The 19,881-nt window shown below is 60.8% G+C and carries 19 protein-coding genes; 6 read left to right on the top strand and 13 right to left on the bottom strand.

What is annotated here, in order from left to right; translation table 11 throughout:
- Positions 1–1,152 carry an SGNH/GDSL hydrolase family protein gene (locus QZ964_RS03455; protein ID WP_292528814.1) on the top strand — a complete coding sequence of 384 codons (1,152 nt, stop codon included), beginning with the start codon at positions 1–3 and terminating at the stop codon, positions 1,150–1,152.
- 417 nt (positions 1,153–1,569) lie between these two features.
- Entirely contained in the window at positions 1,570–2,343 is a 774-nt protein-coding gene (locus QZ964_RS03450) for a bifunctional 2-polyprenyl-6-hydroxyphenol methylase/3-demethylubiquinol 3-O-methyltransferase UbiG (protein WP_292528813.1), read from the top strand.
- A gap of 274 nt (positions 2,344–2,617) precedes the next feature.
- On the opposite strand, the gene QZ964_RS03445 is transcribed toward QZ964_RS03450, so the two are convergent.
- Both QZ964_RS03445 and QZ964_RS03440 read right to left on the bottom strand, forming a co-directional pair.
- Positions 2,618–2,833 (bottom strand): hypothetical protein, encoded by a 216-nt coding sequence (locus QZ964_RS03445; protein WP_292528811.1) that lies wholly within the window; start codon positions 2,831–2,833, stop codon positions 2,618–2,620.
- Between the two features lie 69 nt (positions 2,834–2,902).
- On the bottom strand, positions 2,903–3,805 hold the full coding sequence (locus QZ964_RS03440; RefSeq protein WP_292528809.1) for an isoaspartyl peptidase/L-asparaginase family protein: 903 nt from the start codon (positions 3,803–3,805) through the stop codon (positions 2,903–2,905).
- 67 nt (positions 3,806–3,872) lie between these two features.
- Between QZ964_RS03440 and QZ964_RS03435 the strand changes: the two genes are divergently transcribed.
- Entirely contained in the window at positions 3,873–4,355 is a 483-nt protein-coding gene (locus tag QZ964_RS03435; RefSeq protein ID WP_292528990.1) for a cupin domain-containing protein, read from the top strand.
- Positions 4,356–4,426: 71 nt separating this feature from the next.
- Here the strand turns inward: QZ964_RS03435 and QZ964_RS03430 are convergent, their stop codons facing one another.
- Both QZ964_RS03430 and QZ964_RS03425 read right to left on the bottom strand, forming a co-directional pair.
- Positions 4,427–6,247 carry an ABC transporter ATP-binding protein/permease gene (locus tag QZ964_RS03430; RefSeq protein WP_292528807.1) on the bottom strand — a complete coding sequence of 607 codons (1,821 nt, stop codon included), beginning with the start codon at positions 6,245–6,247 and terminating at the stop codon, positions 4,427–4,429.
- A gap of 195 nt (positions 6,248–6,442) precedes the next feature.
- The gene (locus tag QZ964_RS03425) at positions 6,443–7,234 is read right to left on the bottom strand and encodes a response regulator (protein ID WP_292528805.1); all 792 of its coding nucleotides are present in this window, start codon (positions 7,232–7,234) and stop codon (positions 6,443–6,445) included.
- Between the two features lie 180 nt (positions 7,235–7,414).
- Between QZ964_RS03425 and QZ964_RS03420 the strand changes: the two genes are divergently transcribed.
- From QZ964_RS03420 to QZ964_RS03410, 3 genes are all read left to right on the top strand, one after another.
- Positions 7,415–7,663 (top strand): NepR family anti-sigma factor, encoded by a 249-nt coding sequence (locus QZ964_RS03420; protein ID WP_292528803.1) that lies wholly within the window; start codon positions 7,415–7,417, stop codon positions 7,661–7,663.
- Positions 7,660–8,214 carry a sigma-70 family RNA polymerase sigma factor gene (locus tag QZ964_RS03415; RefSeq protein ID WP_292528802.1) on the top strand — a complete coding sequence of 185 codons (555 nt, stop codon included), beginning with the start codon at positions 7,660–7,662 and terminating at the stop codon, positions 8,212–8,214. The genes QZ964_RS03420 and QZ964_RS03415 overlap by 4 nt, the downstream gene beginning before the upstream one ends.
- A gap of 178 nt (positions 8,215–8,392) precedes the next feature.
- A complete protein-coding gene (locus tag QZ964_RS03410; RefSeq protein ID WP_292528800.1) occupies positions 8,393–9,733 on the top strand; it encodes an HWE histidine kinase domain-containing protein in 1,341 nt (446 codons plus the stop codon).
- Positions 9,734–9,740: 7 nt separating this feature from the next.
- Here QZ964_RS03410 and QZ964_RS03405 read toward each other — a convergent pair whose 3' ends face one another.
- The 9 genes from QZ964_RS03405 to QZ964_RS03365 form a co-directional block, all read right to left on the bottom strand.
- Positions 9,741–11,036 carry an HlyC/CorC family transporter gene (locus QZ964_RS03405; RefSeq protein ID WP_292528798.1) on the bottom strand — a complete coding sequence of 432 codons (1,296 nt, stop codon included), beginning with the start codon at positions 11,034–11,036 and terminating at the stop codon, positions 9,741–9,743.
- 4 nt (positions 11,037–11,040) lie between these two features.
- A complete protein-coding gene (gene aroB / locus QZ964_RS03400; RefSeq protein ID WP_292528796.1) occupies positions 11,041–12,849 on the bottom strand; it encodes a 3-dehydroquinate synthase in 1,809 nt (602 codons plus the stop codon).
- A gap of 11 nt (positions 12,850–12,860) precedes the next feature.
- Entirely contained in the window at positions 12,861–13,607 is a 747-nt protein-coding gene (locus QZ964_RS03395; RefSeq protein ID WP_292528794.1) for an NUDIX hydrolase, read from the bottom strand.
- A 61-nt stretch (positions 13,608–13,668) separates the two neighbouring features.
- Positions 13,669–14,469 (bottom strand): nuclear transport factor 2 family protein, encoded by an 801-nt coding sequence (locus QZ964_RS03390; RefSeq protein ID WP_292528792.1) that lies wholly within the window; start codon positions 14,467–14,469, stop codon positions 13,669–13,671.
- Between the two features lie 181 nt (positions 14,470–14,650).
- Positions 14,651–15,670 (bottom strand): ketol-acid reductoisomerase, encoded by a 1,020-nt coding sequence (gene ilvC, locus QZ964_RS03385; RefSeq protein ID WP_292528791.1) that lies wholly within the window; start codon positions 15,668–15,670, stop codon positions 14,651–14,653.
- 120 nt (positions 15,671–15,790) lie between these two features.
- A complete protein-coding gene (gene ilvN / locus QZ964_RS03380; RefSeq protein ID WP_292528789.1) occupies positions 15,791–16,342 on the bottom strand; it encodes an acetolactate synthase small subunit in 552 nt (183 codons plus the stop codon).
- A gap of 80 nt (positions 16,343–16,422) precedes the next feature.
- Positions 16,423–18,195 carry an acetolactate synthase 3 large subunit gene (locus QZ964_RS03375; protein ID WP_292528788.1) on the bottom strand — a complete coding sequence of 591 codons (1,773 nt, stop codon included), beginning with the start codon at positions 18,193–18,195 and terminating at the stop codon, positions 16,423–16,425.
- A gap of 219 nt (positions 18,196–18,414) precedes the next feature.
- Entirely contained in the window at positions 18,415–19,179 is a 765-nt protein-coding gene (locus QZ964_RS03370; protein WP_292528786.1) for a glucose 1-dehydrogenase, read from the bottom strand.
- An 81-nt stretch (positions 19,180–19,260) separates the two neighbouring features.
- Positions 19,261–19,878, bottom strand: a complete 618-nt coding sequence (locus QZ964_RS03365; RefSeq protein ID WP_292528784.1) for a glutathione S-transferase family protein — start codon at positions 19,876–19,878, stop codon at positions 19,261–19,263.
- Positions 19,879–19,881: the final 3 nt, after the last annotated feature.

Below are 19,881 nucleotides of genomic sequence, written 5' to 3'. Positions count from 1 at the left end.
GTGAGCAAATCGGAACTCATGCAATGGCTGAAGCGCGCCGCGAAGATCGGGGCGATCAACGCCGCGATATTTTTGGGTCTGTTTGTTCTCGTCGAACTGGGCTTACACCTCAAATCTCCTAATCAGAACCCGCTGCTTGGACCGCCCTTCGTCAAGAGCGCCTTCAGAGTGCATGTTCCCGTCTACAGCCATTCATTGGCGGCCAATTTCGACGGCGACGATCAGTGGGGCGGGCGTCGTTACCGCATTCGGACGAATGCGCTCGGGTTCAAGGATGCCGTCAATCGAGAGGCGCCTTCGAAGTCGGACCGTCGGCGGGTTCTGTTTATCGGCGATTCCTTCACCGAAGGCATGGGGCTGCCCTATGAGCAGACGTTCGTCGGCCGCTTCGCTGCGGCGTTTCCTGATATCGATGTTCTCAACGCAGGCGTAAGCTCCTACGCCCCTTCCGTCTATTTCATGAAGATCAAGTCCTTGCTCGACGCAGGACTGCAGTTCGACGAAGTCATCGTCTACGTCGATATATCCGACGTGCAGGATGAAGCGATCTACTACCGCTATGGACCGGACGGAAAACTCGAATGGACTAATTTCGAAAAGGAGTGTGCTTCGCCGGAGGCGACTCTCGTCATTGAGCCGTCTTGGTGGGCGCGGCCTTCCTACATACTGGACTATCTCGAGAAGGACCGCTTGATGCGGCGCGCGATCAAGGATATTCGAAGCCTGAGCGGCGCAGAGCTGGTCAAGCCTGGCATGGGGTACGGACCCGATAGCGATCGCAGCAGCTGGACATATGACCCGAAAGCCAAGTGCTACGGCGCGATGGGGATTGACGGCGGCGTCGCCAAGGCGATGGACAACATGGATCGTCTTCACGCGCTTCTGAGCGCGCGCGGAATTCCGCTGTCCGTCGGAGTCTACCCTTGGCCGCAGCAGCTGCTATACGATCAGGAGAATTCACGGCAGGCGCAGATCTGGCGCGACTGGTGCGCGGACAAGTGCCGGAAGTTCTTCGACCATTTTCCGGTGTTCTTTGCCTATAAGAACTCTCACCCAAACTTTCTCGAAGACTTGTTCATATGGACGGACGTGCATTACAACGAACGTGGCAATGATCTCCTGGCTCAGGATCTCATCGCGAAATACCGCTAGTCGTCCGGCCGCGAAACCGGCGTCAAGCGGTATCTCGACGCACCGCAAGCACATGGATATCGCCGCGCTCGATACAGGCGGTCGTCTATCTGCTGCGCGGTGAGACGGCGGTCGCCCATTTGGAAAATCCAATCTCAACCGCTAGAGCGTAATGCGCAGAAGCGGCGCCACGTTTTTTGCGCAGTGCGTTCGCTCGAAACTTTTGAGATCAATCAATTTATCCGCATTTGGGCGGAATCGCCCATTTGCAGCGTGACCTGGTTCGCTCAATTCAAGCATTCGGCGACACCATCCAGCCGCCGCCCGTTTCCAAAAAAGTCTATGTCTGTCAATATCATAGAGGGCGCCGCCGCTTGCAAATTGCGGACGACCGCCGCAAAGTAAAGCGCCGAAAGCGCGCCGTCAGGAAGATGGATTATGGTGTTCAACGTAGCCTCGCCCTTCGACAATCTGTCTCCAGCGGACTTGCAAAGGCAGGTGATGGATTTCGCGTCGTCGGAGAATCCGAAGACTTGGGACAAGACAATTCTCGATCAATATGTAAACTGCATTATTCCACGGTCGATTTTCTTCCGAAACACCGCGGCGAACGCGCATGTGCTAGATCTCGGCGCAGGCGATGGAGGCTTGGCGACGCTGAAATCGTGGCCCTTGGTCACGCGCCGCGACATCAAAATGTACGCTGTCTCGCTCGAAAAGGGCGCCCAGTTTTCGCTTTATGAGGATTTCGAGTTAGGCAATTTCGAAGAAGCGTTGCCTAATTTCAACGCCATGCTCTTTGACGCGATCATGTGCTCCCACTTTATCGAGCATATATCCGACCCCATCCGGGCGCTGCAATTCATTTCAACCCGGCTCAAGCCAGGAGGATCCGTCTACTTGGAATGGCCGCATCCTATGTCGAAAAACATGCCGTCGTTGACGAAGCTTCACGATATTGGCGTCAATGTCATGACGACCAATTTTTATGACGATCTTACACACAAGGAGGCTTGGACAATGGATCACATCGCATCCGGATTGGAATCGAAAGGCCTGCGCATCAGCGCCTGTGGCCGCGTCTGGTTCGATTTCATTGCCGATGAGCTCATGGCGCACGGCAAGGCCGCCAACAATGCAATCGATCTGACCTATGCCGTCTGGTACAAGTTTGCATGGGCGCAGTTTGTCGTCGCCTCGAAGCCCTTGTGACAACGACGCGCTTTCTTTCAGTTCTCAAGAATTTCTTTCGGCGACCAGCTTCCGTGACGCGCACGGAGGCGATGAAACGCAAGCGATAGTTGCGCTCTGCCCCTTCCGGGCGTCGCTGAAGCCGCGATGGCTTTTTCGGCGCATCAATCTCGCGATGGCGGCGGATACGTTTTTTTCGTGCGACGCACAGCGGCTGCAACGCGTCGAATTTTATTCTTGCATGGAGCGGCAAATGGATTTCGATCACGTCAAGCGGGAAAGTCTTGTCCACAGTTTACGCGACGCTCTGCCCCTTTCTGGCCGACCCCGACCGGCGCTTCTCGCCTTTCTTCGCGCGCGCGGCGCGATCGGGCGCAACGCGCCGAAACTCCTCATCGTCGACATCCTCGACGCAGGCGCAAAAGATGTGATGTGCCGTTTCATGATCGCGGACGACGACGCGTCCAACTTCGTCGCGCCGCTGGCGCAAATTGCGTTGGACCGCAGACATCCCCTGGTCCAGAGGCTTGCCCTGCGTCGGCGAAATGCTGCGCGCCATGGGGGCTGCGCAAGATGACGCCTAACCGGCGTCCGCCCGTGCGACGCCTCCGGCGAACTGCGCCGTCAGCATGCCCGGAGTTGAATGGGCGCGGGCGCATCTTCCCTGCTGATCGACAAGAATGAGGCCGCCCTGGCCGTTCACTTTGGCGACGAGATAGCGCATCGCCTCGCGCGCGGCCTCTTCAGCTTGCATGGCGAGAAATTCCACGAAGAAACTGGCGGCGCGCGCCAGCGAAGCGCGGATGAAATCCTCGCCGACGCCCGTGCACGAGACGGCGCAACTGGCGTTGTCGGCGAATGTCCCCGCGCCGATAATCGGTGAATCGCCGACCCGTCCGTTGAGCTGATTGACGACGCCGCCGGTCGACGTCGCCGCCGCGAGATCGCCATTTCGGTCACGCGCGACGGCGCCAACCGTGCCGTATTTGTCATCGCCTGTTCCCGAATGATCGAGCGCGATCTCGCGCTTTCGCTTCGCCTTGGCCAATTGCGCGATGCGCTCCTGGGTTTTGAAGTAATCTTCGCCCTCGAACGCCAAATGCCGCGCGCGCGCGAAGCGCTCCGCACCTTCGCCGACGAGCAGCACGTGACCGCTCTTTTCCATCACCTCACAGGCAAGGCGCACCGGATTTCTGACGCCACGCACCGCCGCGACCGCCCCAGCCCTGAGCGTTCGGCCTTCCATAATCGATGCATCGCACAGGACTTCGCCCTCTGCATTCAGCACTGACCCCCGACCGGCGTTGAACAGTGGATCGTCCTCAAGCAGAGCGACGCAATGGACCACGGCGTCGAGCGCCGAAGACCCTGCCGCGAGAACCCTCACGCCTGATTCGAGAACCGCGCGCAGCGAGGCGTCATAGCGTTGCGGATCGCGGATTGCGCCCGCGCCGCCATGGATCATCAGCGAGAAGTCCATCATGACTTGCCCGGTCGCTTGCCAATTCATCTGGCCTTTGCGCTATATTCTTGCACGCCACGATATTCGGATGAACGCCATGCGCAACACATTGCTTGTTTCCTTGACCTTCGCAGCGCTTGCGGCGCCTGCGGCGTCGGAAACGTCGATCATAGGCCAAAAGGATGGAAAGGACATCGTCACCGTGCGCGTCGACCAAGCTGTGCGGTCCAAGCAGGCTCTGCCTTTCCTTCCTGGAATCTCCACAAAGACCGTCGGCTCAAAGGGGCTGTCGTTGCTCAAAGTGGTGATTCCTCCAGGCGGCAAGGCGGAGGCTCACATCCACAAAGGCCACGAGTCCGCGATCTATCTTTTGCAAGGCCGCGTCGAGACGCGCTATGGCGATCATCTCGAAAAGAGCGTCGTAAACGTCGCTGGAGATTTTATTTTTATTCCGCCCGACGTTCCGCATCAGCCCGTGAACTTGAGCGACAGCGAGCCAGCAATCGCGATTGTCGCCCGCACGGATGGGAACGAACAGGAGAATGTCATCCTCTATCTCGAGAAAAAATAGGATGTGGTCTCGATCGCCAGGATACGCGGCGGACGATCAAGCGCGACACCGCTGCGACGCGCGCCAAGGCGTCAGTAAAGCGCGGCGTCGTCGAACAAATGCCACAGCGACTTTTGCAGGTTGCGGCTGGTGATATGCGCGCCGGCTGTCCGGCGCTCGAGAACGAGTTTCTTGTCGTGAAAATCTTCCATGCCGACGCGATGGCCGACGCTGATCGCCGTCGCATCGGCCAAATCTTCGTTAAACAGCCGCAGCATCGAAACCTGACTTTCTTCGTCGAGCGCGGACGTCGCCTCGTCCATGATGATGATCTGCGGCCTTTGCAGCAAAAGCCGAACAAAGGCGGTTCGCTGCCGCTCGCCGCCGGAAAGAATTTGATCCCAGCGTTGCTCTTCATCGAGATGTTTGACGAGATAGCCGATGCCGCAGCGCCGCATCGCGCCTTCAATCATTTCGTCGGTGATTTCCTTGTCGGAGATCGAATAAAGTATCACTTGCCGAAGCGTGCCCAGCGGAATGTATGGCTTCTGCGGCACAAAGGCGATGTGCGCGTCTTTCGGCAATAAAATCCGGCCGGAGCCCCACGGCCATAATCCTGCGAGCGCGCGAATAAGCGTGCTTTTTCCCGTGCCGCTCGGCCCCGCGACAAGCAACTTCTCGCCGATCGGAATGACGACGTTCGCGTCGGCGATCACAATTCGTCCGTTGCGATGCGCGACGGCGAGATTTTGAATGTGAATCGCGTCGTCATCGCTGACGCCGAACTCGATAACCTTCTTTTCCTCCATGATGACGCCGACATCAAGGCTCTCAAGAGCTTCGACGAGTTCGTCAACCCGGTTAGCGGAAGCCATCCATTCCGCGACACGCACGGAATTGTCGATGAACCAGTTAAAGGCGACCTGCACCGACAGGAAAGCGGCGGCCAACTGCATGACAGCGCCGAGCGTCAAAGCGCCTGACAAGTATTTTGGCGCAACGAGCACGAATGGAATGAGCGGGGTCAGCGCGCCATTGGCGTTTTGAACGGTCGCGAGCACGCCATTGCGACGGATCTGGCGAACCCAGGCGGCGACGACGCGTCGATAGTTCTGCAAAACAGAATTTAACTCGTCAGCGTCGCCGCGAATGAGCGCGATGCTTTCCGCATTCTCCTTCATTCGCGAAAGTTCGGCGAGGAACTGCGCTTCGGCTTCGTTCTTTTGCGCAACAGCTGGAACGAGCGGACGTCCCGCGAGATAGGCGACGATGCCAGCGATCGTCGCGTAGGCCACGGCGGCAAAGCCGAGATAGCCTGGCAACACAATCCGAGCGCCAAAGAGATCGAACTCCAGCGGCCCGCCGACCGTCCACAAGATCCCGACGAAAGCCAAAGCCGTCGCCAACGCGGTTAAGAAGCCGACCGCGAATTCGACGAGCGGATCGATTGCTAATTGAACGTCCTTAGCGATCCGGTATTCCGGCGAGGTCTGCTCTCGAGCCGCGATCTCAAGCCGATAGTAGCGCTGGTCCTCGAGCCACCAGCCGGCGAGTCTCTGGGTGAGCCATTGCCGCCAACGCATCTGCAATGTCATGCGCGTGACGAGCGCGCCGCTGAGCGCGGTGGCGCTGAAAATCACAAGCGCTGGCAACAGGGCCGTCGCCCAGAGGAATGATTCGACGTTCTTGCTTTCGAGCGCGTCGAAGAATCTTCGGTTCCATTCATTGATGCTGAGTTGCGCCCCAAGCTGCAGGGCAATGCAGAAGGCGACCCAGCCGGTCAGGATCCATGCTCGCCGACTGGTTTCGCCGATCCAGTATTCCAGCGCGAGCGCGCAGAATTCCCGCCACCGCGTTCGATCCGACTGCTTGACCTCGGACGAGAAAGCGCGCTCTACAGCTTGATCATTCAATGTTAATGCGCCCCTCCGCTTGAGCGCTCGATGCGAGCGAAGGGGCTCATTTCAAGCGGCTTGCCGCGCTTCGCGTGCTCACGCCCCTATATGGCGCGCCAAACAACGCGAGACTACAGCTTTCAGGCGCCGCTTTCGTGGAACGAGATGCAAGAATGGTTGGGTCGCGGAGATTCTGCGCAAAACCAGCGTGATCTAGGCCGCGCGAGACGCCTTGCGCTCAAAGAACAGCGCCTGGCTGATCGTGGCCTTGACCGTATCGACCTTGTAGGGCTTGCTGATGAGAAAGGCGGGCTCCGGCCGTTCTCCGGTCAGCAGCCGCTCCGGAAATGCGGTGATGAAAATGACCGGCGCGTCAAAACTTTCGAGCATTTCGTTGACGGCGTTCAGACCCGAACTGCCGTCGGCGAGCTGAATGTCGGCGAGGATCAGTCCGGGCCGCTGACGCTTGGCGAGCTCCAGCGCCTCTTGATGCGTGCGCGCGACGCCGATGACGCGATGGCCGAGATCGCGCGCAATGAATTCGATGTCCTGCGCAATAAGCGACTCATCCTCGATAATCAGCACGTCCGTCGCGACGCGCTCGGCGATTTCGCGGCCAGCGTCCGTCACGAGCGCTTCAACTTCTTCTTGGGTCACGCCCAGAATCGCGGCGACGTCTTCGACCGAAAAGCCTTCCACAGTGCGCAGCAAAAAGGCCTGCCGCGAACGCGGCGTCAGCATGCTTATATTGCGCTGCGCCGCTGAAATTTCGTCGGTATTGGGCGACGGCTCGGTGTTCAGCCGGATCGATGACCAGGACGCCATGAACAGATGGTAAAGCCCGACTTTTGGCGACATATTTTCGGGGAAAGCATCGGGGTCCGCGACCAACGCTTCGAGCGTGGCGACGACATAGGCGTCGCCGCTTCTTTGCGAGCCGCAAAGCGCCCGAGCGAAGCGGCGCAAATACGGCAAGTGCACCGCGATTTCACGGGAAAGATTCATAGTTTCATCCTATTGCCGGCCAAACGGCGAAGTCAATCAGCGCGCCGTCTGATATATCACGGTCTTTGGTCGTCGGTTGCAATTACGGAACAATTAGTGTTCCTACGCGTTTGAACAAGGGAAGTCGTGCGCGCGGCACCCCGGGTTCGGGGCAGTCTCGAGGTGACCTCGGGGTCGAGAATGAGCCAACGCGAAAATCAGCACGATAACGATGGCCCATGCCGCGACGCGGAATCTGATCCTAATAGGGCTCCTGAGAACGATATTGACGGCTCCGTCGTTGACGGAGTCGCGCTGGATCCAAAAATTCAAGATCAGCTCGGGCGAGTGTTTCGAGCCTATTGCGATGATCTGATTCATCAACCAATTCCAGACAAATTTACTGTGCTGCTGGCCAAGCTGGAAGCCAAACAGCGCGAAAAGAAATGACCGAAGAATCCTTTGGAGATCAGATTGTGGCGCAGATGCCCTATCTGCGCGCCTTCGCCATTTCGCTTTGCGGCTCACATAGCCTTGCCGACGATTTGGTTCAGGACGCTCTGGTCAAGGCTTGGTCACACGCCGATTCCTTCCAGCCGAATACCAACCTGCGCGCTTGGCTGGTGACCATCCTGCGCAACACCTATTTTTCAGCTTATCGCAAGCGCTCGCGGGAAGTGCAGGACAGCGACAATCTCCTCGCCCAGCAGATTCCTGTGAAGGGCGGCCAGGAGTCGGCGCTGACCCTCACCGACGTTCAGGCGGCGCTGGACAAGCTCGCGCCCGAGCACAAGGAAATCTTGCTGATGATCGGGATCACCGAGCTTTCGTACGAGGAAGCCGCCGAGATTTGCGGCGTCGCCATCGGCACGGTCAAGAGCCGCTTGAATCGGGCGCGCGCCAAACTTGCCGAGCATTTGGGCCTGCTTGCCACGAGCGAAATCGATACAGATCCCACCGTCTCGGACCTTGCGGCGCGGCGGCCGTCCCGCGCGATTTAGCTGGCCGGAGCTTTGCGTGGGTGTGCGCCGGGAAGCATTTGCTCTATCTGAAACTTACGCTTGGAAGGTCCCCCAGCAATCGGCAGCGTCGATGACGAATGGCTGCGAAGGTCAATGTTCCCGACCCCGTCCAATAGCGACCAAGCACGCGGCTGGCCAAGCCGCGGCCGGCCGCGCCATGGCCACCGCTCTGCTCACACTGTTCCTAACGTCGGGGGCGTTCGCCGCAGACGACGCTGCGACAATGGCTGAGGTCTGGCTCTCCGTCGTCGTAGCTCTAAGCATCGCGCTGGCCGCCGCCCTTGCAGTGATCTTCCAGCTCGCGAGGCAGCGCCGCGAAGCGCAAAAGGCGCAACATGAACTCGCCGAACTGACTCTCGCGGTGGAAGTGCGCGGCGACCCGCATTGGCGCGACACTGGCATCGCCGAGGTCGACGCCATCGCCCACAGCCTTCAGGACATCGACGAGCGTCTGCGAGCGAAACGCAAAAGATTGTCTGAGTTGAACGACCTGTTGATGAAAACCACGACGGTCGTCAGCCGAGCCGGCGCCAATCTGCAACTGCGCGCGCTGCTCGACGCCGTGCCCGTTGGAATCCTTATTGCCGAAGCGCCAAGTGGACGCATCGTCGAGGGCAACTCCCTCATGGAAACCATCCTGCGCCGGCCCGTTCGCTATTCGGAAAGCACGGAAAGCTATGGCCAATGGAACGCCATCCATCCGGACGGCCGGCCCGTCGTGAGCGGGGAATATCCGCTGGCGCGAGCGCTTGCTGGCGAAGATCATCCGCAGCTCGAGTGCAAGATCGAGCGCGGCGATGGCGCCTATGTCTGGATCAATATCGTCGGCGCGCCGATCCGCAACGACCAGGGCGAGATCATCGGCGCGATCGTCGCCGTCACTGATGTCGACGACATCAAGAACGCAGAAATTCATAACCAAATGATGAACCGCGAGTTGCATCATCGCGTGAACAATTCGCTCGCGATGATGCAGGGAATCGCCAACATCACGGCGCGAACCGCGCCGGACTTTTCAAGCTTTCAGCAGGGTTTCTCCCACCGCGTGCAGTGCTTGAGCCGCATCTCGACGCTGCTCGTGCAGACGTCATGGGAGCGGACGCCGCTCAGAGACCTGGTCCTGGTCGCGATGTCCTGCGGCAGCCATGACTATGGCGACCGCATCTCAATATCGGGCGAAGACGTGCAATTGCGTTCCGCGGTGGCTTCGGCCTTGGGTTTGGCGCTCAACGAATTGCTCGTCAACGCCGAACAGCATGGAGCGCTGTCGAACGACGATGGCCGGGTCTCGATCGATTGGCGCGCGGATCGCGAAGGGGATCGGCCGCGTCTCATCTTGAATTGGACGGAGGCGGGCGGGCCAACCGTCGAAAACCCGCAGCAGACGGGCGTCGGGCATTTCTTGATCACGAATGTGCTGGCGCGCCAGATGGGCGGCGAAGTGAGGCTCACCTATCGCGCCGAGGGTCTGCAAGCCGAAATTTCAGCAGATATTTGAAACGTCCTCAGACGGCTTCCTGCGGCGTCACCTTGAGCGCGGTGACGCGGTTCCTGATCTTGCGCATCACCACGAAACGGAAGCCGTGATAGGTGAAGACCTGTCCGGCTTCAGGAATCGCTCCGGCCTCATGGATCACGAGGCCGGCGATCGTCGTCGCTTCCTCATCGGGCAATTCCCAGTCCATGACGCGGTTCAGGTCGCGCACCGGCACGGCGCCGTCGACCAACACCGATCCATCGGGCTGCGGGCGCACGCCCTGAACGGCGAGATCATGTTCGTCACGAATGTCGCCGACGATTTCCTCGAGTATGTCTTCCAGCGTGACCAGTCCCATCACCTCGCCATATTCGTCGACGACCAAAGCGAAATGGGTCTTGCGCTTGAGAAAGGCTTCGAGCTGATCCTCGAGCGTCGTCGCCTCGGGCACAAACCAAGGCGCGAGCATTACGTCGTCGACGCTGATTTTCGCGGCGTCGCCGCCAGCGGCGTTCAACGCCCGCAACATGTCCTTCGAATGAAGGACGCCGACAAAATTATCCGGTCGCTCGCGCCAGAGCGGCATGCGGGTGAATGGCGAGGACAGCACTTCGCGCACGATTTGCGCCGGCGGCAGATCGGCGTCGATCGTGCGCATCTTGGTGCGGTGGATCATCACGTCCGAAACATGCAGCACCTGCAAATCGAGGACGCCGCCGAACATATCGCGCGCGGAGCGTTCGACGTTGCCTTCTTCATGCAGAATATCGACGGCGCTTTTCAATTCGTCATATGGCGAAAGCACGGTTCGACCGTGGCCGACTTCCACTCCCACCATCTTCAACACCATGAGCACGACATATTCGACGCCGGCGAGCAGCGGGCCCACGATGCGCACGAAGGGCGCGATAAATTTCGCGACGCGCAAGGACGTCTCGTCCGGATGATTGATTGCCAGCGTCTTCGGCAAAACCTCGGCGAACACCAGCAGCAGCACGGTCATGATGATGGTCGCATAGATCGCGCCATTGTCGCCGGCGACGACAACGAGAACGCTCGTGGTGAAAGCGGAACCACCGATATTGACCAGCGTGCCGCCAAGCAGCAGCGCGGCGATCATCCGGTTGCGCTGGCGCAGCAGGCGGTTCACCGCCGCGGCGCGCTTGTCGCCCTCCTTTTCGAGAGAATGCATACGGGCATGCGATGCGGCGGTGAGCGCCGTCTCCGACCCTGCAAAGAACGCCGAAAGGAAGACGCAGATCGCGACGATGACAACCGCAGTCCATATGTCGACCTGCGGTGCGCCGGTCTCGAGGCCATGCATGGGACTATGTCCGATTCAACTCGTCTTTGAGAAAAGCAAGCACCTCAGCGGCGTCGACGGATTTCGCGATGAACGCCTCGCCAATGCCGCGCAGGAGAACGAAGGTAAGAGCGCCGCGCTCCACCTTTTTGTCCTGATACATCGCGTCGAGAATCGTCTGCGGGTCATCGCGCCAATCCGGAATGTCGCGGATTTTGGTCGGCAAGCCCACGGCCTTCAGATGGCGCTCGACACGCTCCGCCACGGCCGCGGCGCAGAGGCCACGGCGCGCCGAGAAGCGCGCTGCGCAAACCATCCCAATCGCGACGCCCTCGCCATGGACGAGGCGTGCGCTGTCATAATCAGTCAGGCTCTCGAACGCGTGGCCGAATGTGTGGCCGAGATTGAGAAGCGCCCGTTCGCCCTGCTCGGTTTCGTCGCGCGCGACGATCGTGGCTTTGGTCTCGCAGCTCACCGCGACCGCGCAAATCTGCTCCGCCTGACTGTGGAAAACGGCGTCCGCGTCCGCTTCGAGCCAGTCGAAAAAACGGGCGTCGCCGATAAGTCCATATTTCACGATCTCGGCATAGCCGGCGCGAAACTCGCGCAGCGGCAATGTCCGCAGCGTATCGACGTCGGCCAGAACCAGGGACGGCTGATGGAAAGCGCCGATGAGATTTTTGCCGTGCCGGGAATTGATCCCGGTTTTGCCGCCGACCGAAGAATCGACCTGGGACAGCAGCGTCGTCGGAATTTGCACGAAGCGCGAGCCGCGGCGCACGCTCGCCGCGACGAAACCCGCCAGATCGCCGACGACGCCGCCACCAAGCGCGACAATCAGGTCGCGTCTCTCGATCCTGGCGGCCAGCACGTCGTCGCAGACGCGGCCAAAGACCGAAAGCGATTTCGACGCTTCGCCCGGCGGAACGATGATCGTCGTCGTCGCCAGCCCGGCGCCCTTCAGGCTCTGTTCGACTGTTGGAAGGTGCAGTCTCGCGACGTTCTCGTCGGTGATGATCGCGCAAGCTGCGCCGGGAGCGATCCCCGCGACAAGCTCGCCGGCTCGCTGCAGCAGCCCGTCGCCGATAAGAATGTCATAGGAGCGCCCGCCAAGGGTGACCCGCACGGTCTCCTGACGAGTGGCTTCTTCGCCTTCCGCGCGCGCGGGATGAAGGTGAATCATGGCTTTGGCGAAACCTTTGCTTTGCGCGCGCCGTCTGAGCTCCTCGATCCGCGGCAGCTCAGCGGCAAGAACGGCGAGCGTATCATCCGCCATCGCGTCCTGAGGAATTTCCCGCGACTCGACACGAAGATCGGCCAATTCGTATACGGGGCGGCGCGCCTCGATCAGCTTGCGCAGCGTTTCCTCGGGATCGTCCGTCTGCAGCAAGGGCCGATCGCTCTTGCGGCGCACGCGCTTCAACAGGATTTTGAGATCGGCGTCGAGCCATATCGATACGCCCCGCTCGGCGATGCGGTCGCGGGTGCGCGGGTCGAGAAACGCCCCGCCGCCGGTCGCCAGCACGATCGGGCCGCCGTTTAAGAGGCGCATGATCACGCGACGTTCGCCGTCGCGGAAGTAGCGCTCGCCATATTTGGCGAAAATCTCTGGGATGGACATGCCGGCCGCGGCGACGATCTCCGCGTCGGCGTCGACGAAGGGCAGGCCCAGCCGCGCCGCGAGCCTCTGACCGATGGCGCTTTTTCCCGAGCCCATCATGCCGACGAGCACAATCGCTCGACCGTCAAGCGCCGCGCGAACGGAAAAAACGCGCGCGTCATTTGGCGCTTGAGGAGCCGGCAGGACGACGCCGGAGCATGGCGGTCGAGTCATTTGCGCCACATTTAACCCGCGCGGCGCGGAATTTCATCCGCTCCTCCAAGCGCGCGCATAAGATAAGCCACCATGAACACGGGCAGCCGAGCGTCTGACAGCGCCTCCGGACTGGAAATCATGTGAGCGTCCGCCAGTTCAGGCGCGCGCTCAACCGCTAGAAAGGCCTTCACTTTCGCGGCGAGGGCCTGCGAAGGCGCATCAAAATCCAGTCTCTTGATGCAGGCGATATTCTGCCGATCGAAAACGACCGTCCAGTTCGCGGCCGCGCGCGCCGCCGTCGCTTCGAGGCCCGTCTCTTCCGCGAGTTCACGCACGAGACTGCCTTCAAGGTCGACGCAGCCGCCCGCGACGATGTCGGAAGGATCGGGCGTGCCGCAGGGAAAATAGAGTTGGCCGGCGAATGAGTGGCTTGGCCCCATTTCGCCAAGGAGGTAGGCGCCGTCGCGAGCGCGGACCGCCGGCATCGAGAAGCAGTTATAGATGGATTTGTCCGGCCAGCCGAGATCGCGCCAGACGAGAAAGCGCGAGAAGCGGGTTTTGAAGAGCGACATGCGCAGGATGCGCGCGCCATCCTCGCCGATCACCCGCGCGACGCGACAGGCGAGCAACACGGAACCATCGTAGAGCGCCGGATTGGCGCGCCGGCGCTCCTCCCAGTGATCGTCGATCATGGCGGACCGCTCTTCCGCGAAGCCCCAGCGATGATCGACAATGCGACACTCAAGCCGGTCGACGTCCACGATTTCGAGAGTCACAGGCGGACCGCTCCTTGACCGCACTGGCGTCGCGCCGAGGAATGCATGTCGCGGCGCCTCGTCAAGCCTGCATCTGCAGAAGCGCCACGCTGTCACGAAATTCGACGAGTTCGACGATGCGGCCGTCCTCGTAGCGCACGAAATCTGCGAGCTGAACCTGACCGCGACGGCCGGTGCCGCGGTGGCGCCATTCGACGGTTCGACGCGTCGCTGCGGTTCCGCCGTCGACGATGACCTCGTCGGGGGTCGCATGTCCCAATTGCTCGAATTCCATTCCGATGCTGCGCACGATGTTGACCAGCGCCTCGACGCCGCGATGTCGCCCCGCATGTGAGATCGTCGCCCTGTCGCCAACGAATTCGCACACCACGTCGGGTGAACATATTTCGCGAAACAGCGCGATGTCGGGCCCGCACGAGAAGTTGCTCATAGCGACGAGCCGGCGCGCCATTTCATCACGCGGCAGTCCCGGGCCGCGAGGATTGAGAATTTCGTCGAGACTTTGCGGCAAGTAATCCGCTCCGCGCGAAACGCAACGATGGTCCCGGAACTCATACATTTCCGAAACCAGCCCGTTCCGCCAACGCAGAAAATGCGCCATGTCCATGCGGTGGATCCGGCCCGTCGCGCGGTGACGCCAACTGCTCAGCCAACGCAACGCCGTGTTGTCGCCTTCGACCAGAACCGAGAGAATTTCCGCGTCAATTGGTTCATAGTCGACATCGACGCGACGCAAATGAGCGCGCAGCGCATCTCGCCCGCGCCACTGTCCCGGCGGCAGCACGCCAAGCCGTGAACAGTTGTAGTTCAGTTCGACGTCTTCGACGAAGTGTTCGACCAAGGTCTGGACGTCATAGGTCATGCGGCTCCGCACGATCTCATGAACGCGGCGACGCGTTTCACTCTCGATCAGCTGACTCGACCGTCCGCCCGCCCCCTGCATTCATCCCCCGCTACGGCGACGCATTCGTCGTTGCGCTAACGGCCCGGTCAGAAATCTGCCAAACCCCAGTGCGCCCTCGCCTTTTTGGGATCATTATGCGCTAATTGCGGTCTTTGTCGACCAACTTGTTCTTGCCGATCCAGGGCATCATGCCGCGGAGGCGAAGGCCGACGTCTTCGATTGGATGAGCGTTATTTCGGGTGCGCGTGGCCTTAAAGGATGTCTGGCCGACTTTATTCTCCAGCATCCAGTCGCGGGTGAACTTGCCGGTCTGGATATCGTCAAGGACACGCTTCATCTCGGCCTTGGTTTCCTTGGTGATGATGCGCGGGCCGGTGACATATTCGCCATACTCGGCCGTGTTGGACACCGAGTAATTCATGTTGGCGATGCCGCCTTCATAGATGAGATCGACGATCAGCTTCACTTCGTGAAGACATTCAAAATAGGCCATTTCCGGCGCATAGCCCGCCTCGACCAGGGTCTCGAATCCAGCGCGGATCAATTCCACCAGGCCGCCGCAAAGGACGACCTGCTCGCCGAAGAGATCGGTCTCGCATTCTTCTCGGAAGGTCGTTTCGATAATGCCGGCGCGGCCGCCGCCGATCGCAGAGGCGTAGGAGAGCGCGATCTGCTTGGCGTTACCGGAAGCGTCCTGATGCACAGCCATTAGGCAGGGCACGCCGCCGCCCTTGAGATATTCGCCGCGGACGGTATGGCCCGGCCCTTTTGGCGCGACCATTGCGACGTCGAGATCGGCGCGCGGCTCGATCAGATTGAAATGGATGTTGAGCCCATGCGCGAAGAAAAGCGCCGCCCCTTGCTTGAGATTAGGGGCAAGCTCATTGGCGTAGATTTCGCTCTGAAGCTCATCCGGCGTAAGCATCATGACGACGTCGGCCCATTTAGCCGCGTCGGCGACGCTCATCACCTTCAGCCCGGCGCCCTCGGCCTTTTTGGCCGACGCCGAGCCGGCGCGCAGCGCGACGGCGACGTCTGGAACGCCGCTCTCCTTCAGATTGAGCGCATGCGCATGTCCCTGACTGCCATAGCCGACGATGGCGACTTTCTTACCCTTGATCAAATTGATGTCGGCGTCTCGATCGTAATAAACGCGCATGTGCTCTGCTTCCCTTGATATGCGTGCGCTCTTTTGGGGGAACGGCGCGCCCCCGCGCCGTCGAATTCGCTGGCGGCTCCTTCTACGCGGGCCGCCCCGGAAGGTCAAAATTCTCGCGCCTTAGATCGGCTCCGGCCCGCGCGAGATCGCCGCCACTCCGGTGCGGGACACCTCGACGAGTCCGATCGGGCGCATCAGGTCGACAAACTCGTCGATCTTATGCGGCTTGCCGGTCAGTTCGAAGATGAAGCTCTCGGTGGTCGCGTCGACAATGCGGGCGCGAAACGCTTTCGCGAGTTGCAGCGCGAAGGTGCGATGCTCGCCCCTGCCCTTGACCTTGACCATGGCGAGCTCGCGTTCGAGCGACCGCTGCGACACGGTGAGGTCGGTCACCTGATGCACGGGAACGAGGCGCTCGAGCTGATGATGGATCTGGTCAATGGTCTCCGGCGCGCCGGAGGTCAGAATGGTGATGCGCGAGAGATGTTCGGCATGGGCGACTTCGGCGACCGTGAGGCTTTCGATATTGTAGCCCCGGCCCGAAAACAGGCCGACGACCCGCGCCAACACGCCCGGCTCATTGTCGACGAGCACGGAGAGCGTATGCGACTCGACCTTGGAGTTCGTCGCCGCGGCGGCGTATGGGGAAGGCGGAGAAGCAGGGGCGTTCATCTTTTTTCCTGGCAGTCGGCAAATCGGCGGTCGGCAGTCAGTTGCAGTTCATACGCTGCCGATTGCCGAAGCGCGACTGCCTAGACAAGCATCTTTCCCTTTTCATCGATCACCGCGCCGATCTCAATTCCGGCGTCGTCGCAAAGATCGGCGAGCAGCATGTCGTTGTGCGCCTTGCCCGACGGGATCATCGGGAAGCAGTTCTCGACCTTGTCGACGACACAGTCGAAAATCACCGGTCCGTCGTAGTCGATCATCTCCTTTATCGCCGCGTCGAGCGATGCGGGATCGGCGCAGCGGATGCCCTTGGCGCCGAACGCTTCAGCAAGCTTGACGAAATCGGGGAGCGCTTCGGAGTAGCTGTGGGAATAGCGGCCGCCATGCAGCAGCTCCTGCCACTGGCGCACCATGCCCATATATTCGTTGTTGAGGATGAAGATCTTCACCGGCAGGCGGTATTGGATCGCCGTCGACATCTCCTGGATGCACATCAGGATCGAGGCTTCGCCGGCGATGTCGATCACGAGTGACCCGGGGTGCGCGAGCTGCGCGCCGATCGCCGCCGGCAGACCGTAACCCATCGTGCCGAGACCGCCTGACGTCATCCAGCGGTTGGGCTCTTCAAAATGATAATGCTGGGCCGCCCACATCTGATGCTGCCCGACCTCGGTCGTGACGTAGACGTCGCGATCCTTGGTCAGCGCATAGAGCCGCTGCACCGCATGTTGCGGCTTGATCGCCGTTTCCGAATTGCGGAATGCGAGCGATTTTTTGGCGCGCCACTCATCGATCTTCGCCCACCAATGATCGAGCGGCTGCTTATCGGCGCTCATCGCCTCGGCGCGCCATAGCCGCACCATGGCTTCGAGCACATGGGCGCAATCGCCGACGATGGCGAGATCGACTTTGACGTTCTTGTTGATCGACGAACGATCGATGTCGATGTGGATTTTTTTCGAGCCCGGCGAAAAGGCGTCGAGACGCCCGGTGATGCGGTCGTCGAAGCGCGCGCCGACCGCGATCATCAGATCGCAGTCATGCATGGCGTGATTGGCTTCCCAGGTGCCGTGCATGCCGAGCATGCCGAGCCAGTTCTCGCCCGATCCGGGATAGGCGCCAAGCCCCATCAACGTCGAGGTGATCGGAAACCCCGTGAGGCCGACGAGTTCTCGCAACAGGGTTGAGGCCGCAGGTCCTGAGTTGATGACGCCGCCGCCCGTATAAAAAATCGGACGCTCGGCCGCCGCCATCATCCGCACCGCCTGCTGGACCGTCTCCAAGTCGGCGTCGAGCTTGGGATGATAGGTCTTGTGCGCTGCGCTGCGCGGCGGCGCGTAGACGCCGCGCGCAAACTGCACGTCCTTGGGGATGTCGATGACCACGGGGCCGGGCCGGCCGGACGAGGCCACATAGAAAGCCTCATGCAGCACGCGCGGCAGATCGGCGACGTTCTTGACGAGATAATTGTGCTTCGTGCAGTGGCGGGTGATGCCGACCGTGTCGCATTCCTGAAAGGCGTCCGAGCCGATGAGATGCGTCGGCACCTGGCCGGTGATGCAGACGACCGGAATCGAGTCCATCAGCGCGTCGGTCAGGCCCGTTACCGTATTGGTGGCCCCCGGACCCGAGGTAACGAGCAGCACGCCGACCTTGCCCGAGGAACGCGCATAGCCCTCGGCGGCGTGAGCCGCGCCCTGCTCATGGCGCACGAGAATGTGCTGCACCTTGTCCTGATGGAACAGCGCGTCATAGATCGGAAGGACGGCGCCGCCGGGATAGCCGAAAATAATCTCCACGCCCTGGTCCTTCAGGGCTTCGACCACCATTTCGGCGCCGGTCATTTCCTTCGACATCGTCTCTTTCCGTCTTGCTACTCGCTGCGTGGACTGGGTTTCGGGCAACAAAAAAGGCCCTCTTGGGGCCTTGGGTCAAGCGCCGCTGGCGGAGGCCGGGCCTAGCCCCGCTCCGTTCCTGGCGCTCGAGATACGAGAATTGCGCGCATGTCTGCGTTTCCCTGCTAACCGAGGGACGTTACGGGAGGCCGGGCTGATAATCAAGGGTGCAATAAGTCTTCAGCGAGCGATCCATCCGCCGTCGACGACAAGCAGGTGGCCGATGATGAAGCGCGCCTGTTCCGAACACAGGAATAACACGGCCTCGGTAAGCTCTTCGGCCTTGCCCATGCGCCCGATGGGAAACAGCTTTCCCGCTTCCTCAGGGGTGATGCCCTCCTTCTCCATCCATTGATGGAACACGTCGCCCGGCGCATCGATTCCGCAGGCGCAGATGGCGTTGACGCTGATATTGTCCTTGGCGACCTCGAGCGCGACCGTCTTGGTCAGGCCGTCCACGCCGCCTTTGGAGGCGGCATAGGCGCCTTCCGCCGGATTGCCGGTGAGACTGCCGGTGATCGAAGATTGGTTGACGATGGCGCCGCCGCCGTTCTGGCGCATCTGCCGGATCTGGTGTTTCATGCAAAAGAACACGCCGCGCAGATTGACGTCGATGTGGAAATTGAAGCCTTCCTCCGTCTCCTCGACGATCGGCTTGAAGCGCACGACGCCGGCATTGTTCACCGCGCAGTCGAGGCGACCATAGGCTTCGACTGTCTTCGCGACCATGGCTTCGACGTCCCGCTCGACGCGCATGTCGGCAAGCGTGAACAGCCCCTCGCCGCCTTCCGCGATGATCATGTCGAGAGTCTCGCGCCCGCCAGCCTCGTCGATGTCGGCGAGCGCGACCCTCGCCCCCTCGCGCGCGAAGGCCAGCGCCGTTACCCGCCCGAGACCTCTCGCAGCGCCCGTGACGAGCGCGACTTTGCCGCTGAACCGACCCATGAACGACTCCAAGCCTTCGCGTCGGTGCAGGTTTCACACGCGAGCCGTTGCGGTCAAGCTCGGAAGCATTCATCCAAGACGTCATGCGCCTTCGGCGGCGAGCGCGCGCTTGACCCCCTCGTCCGCCGCCATCATGTCATGATGTTTCCGGACGCTTGGGTATTTCGACAGCCCGTCCTCGAGCATCGATGCGGCCCAACGCTCCATCGGAAAAACATAGGCGTCGAGATAGCTGCGCTTGTCGCCCACCATGTAGCGCCGCCCGGAAAGATGCGCTTCGAGAATGTCGAACTTCTTGCGCACGAGCGCCTTGGCGGCCTCGCGCACATCGTCGAAGGCCTCCTTCTCGCGGGCGCGCGTATAGCGGTTGGGCGAGAACAGCGAAAAAAAGGCGGGGTGAAGATCGCCGGTGATAAAGGAGGACCAGCGGTCCGCCTCGGCCTCGTCGCGCGGCGAGCTGTCTGCGGCGATTCCTGCTTTTGGGTAGCGGCGGGAGAGGTAGCGTAACACCGCCGCCGCCTGAGTGAGTATCCAGCCTTCGCCGGTGTCGAGCGCCGGCACCGCGCCCGCCGGATTGACCTTCAAATATTCTTTGTCGCCAAACTCGACCTCCTTGGTCTCATAAGGCTCGCCGATCCATTCGAGGGCAATGTGAGGGGCAAGGGAGCATGCGCCGGTATGGTAATAGAGCGTGACCATGAG

The organism is Methylocystis sp., assembly GCF_021731785.1.
GTDB lineage: Bacteria > Pseudomonadota > Alphaproteobacteria > Rhizobiales > Beijerinckiaceae > Methylocystis.
This window is presented reverse-complemented; position numbering and strand designations above follow the sequence as displayed.

Bases quoted from the DNA above. Each gene is read 5' to 3' on its own strand.
- aroB (WP_292528796.1), bottom strand. From the start codon at position 12,849: ATGACTCGACCGCCATGCTCCGGCGTCGTCCTGCCGGCTCCTCAAGCG.
- QZ964_RS03410 (WP_292528800.1), top strand. From the start codon at position 8,393: ATGGCCACCGCTCTGCTCACACTGTTCCTAACGTCGGGGGCGTTCGCC.
- QZ964_RS03375 (WP_292528788.1), bottom strand. From the start codon at position 18,195: ATGTCGAAGGAAATGACCGGCGCCGAAATGGTGGTCGAAGCCCTGAAG.
- QZ964_RS03370 (WP_292528786.1), bottom strand. From the start codon at position 19,179: ATGGGTCGGTTCAGCGGCAAAGTCGCGCTCGTCACGGGCGCTGCGAGA.
- ilvN (WP_292528789.1), bottom strand. From the start codon at position 16,342: ATGAACGCCCCTGCTTCTCCGCCTTCCCCATACGCCGCCGCGGCGACG.
- QZ964_RS03425 (WP_292528805.1), bottom strand. From the start codon at position 7,234: ATGAATCTTTCCCGTGAAATCGCGGTGCACTTGCCGTATTTGCGCCGC.
- QZ964_RS03440 (WP_292528809.1), bottom strand. From the start codon at position 3,805: ATGATGGACTTCTCGCTGATGATCCATGGCGGCGCGGGCGCAATCCGC.
- QZ964_RS03365 (WP_292528784.1), bottom strand. From the start codon at position 19,878: ATGGTCACGCTCTATTACCATACCGGCGCATGCTCCCTTGCCCCTCAC.
- QZ964_RS03415 (WP_292528802.1), top strand. From the start codon at position 7,660: ATGACCGAAGAATCCTTTGGAGATCAGATTGTGGCGCAGATGCCCTAT.
- ilvC (WP_292528791.1), bottom strand. From the start codon at position 15,670: ATGCGCGTTTATTACGATCGAGACGCCGACATCAATTTGATCAAGGGT.
- QZ964_RS03450 (WP_292528813.1), top strand. From the start codon at position 1,570: ATGGTGTTCAACGTAGCCTCGCCCTTCGACAATCTGTCTCCAGCGGAC.
- QZ964_RS03405 (WP_292528798.1), bottom strand. From the start codon at position 11,036: ATGCATGGCCTCGAGACCGGCGCACCGCAGGTCGACATATGGACTGCG.
- QZ964_RS03445 (WP_292528811.1), bottom strand. From the start codon at position 2,833: ATGTCTGCGGTCCAACGCAATTTGCGCCAGCGGCGCGACGAAGTTGGA.
- QZ964_RS03435 (WP_292528990.1), top strand. From the start codon at position 3,873: ATGAACGCCATGCGCAACACATTGCTTGTTTCCTTGACCTTCGCAGCG.
- QZ964_RS03390 (WP_292528792.1), bottom strand. From the start codon at position 14,469: ATGACCTATGACGTCCAGACCTTGGTCGAACACTTCGTCGAAGACGTC.
- QZ964_RS03420 (WP_292528803.1), top strand. From the start codon at position 7,415: ATGAGCCAACGCGAAAATCAGCACGATAACGATGGCCCATGCCGCGAC.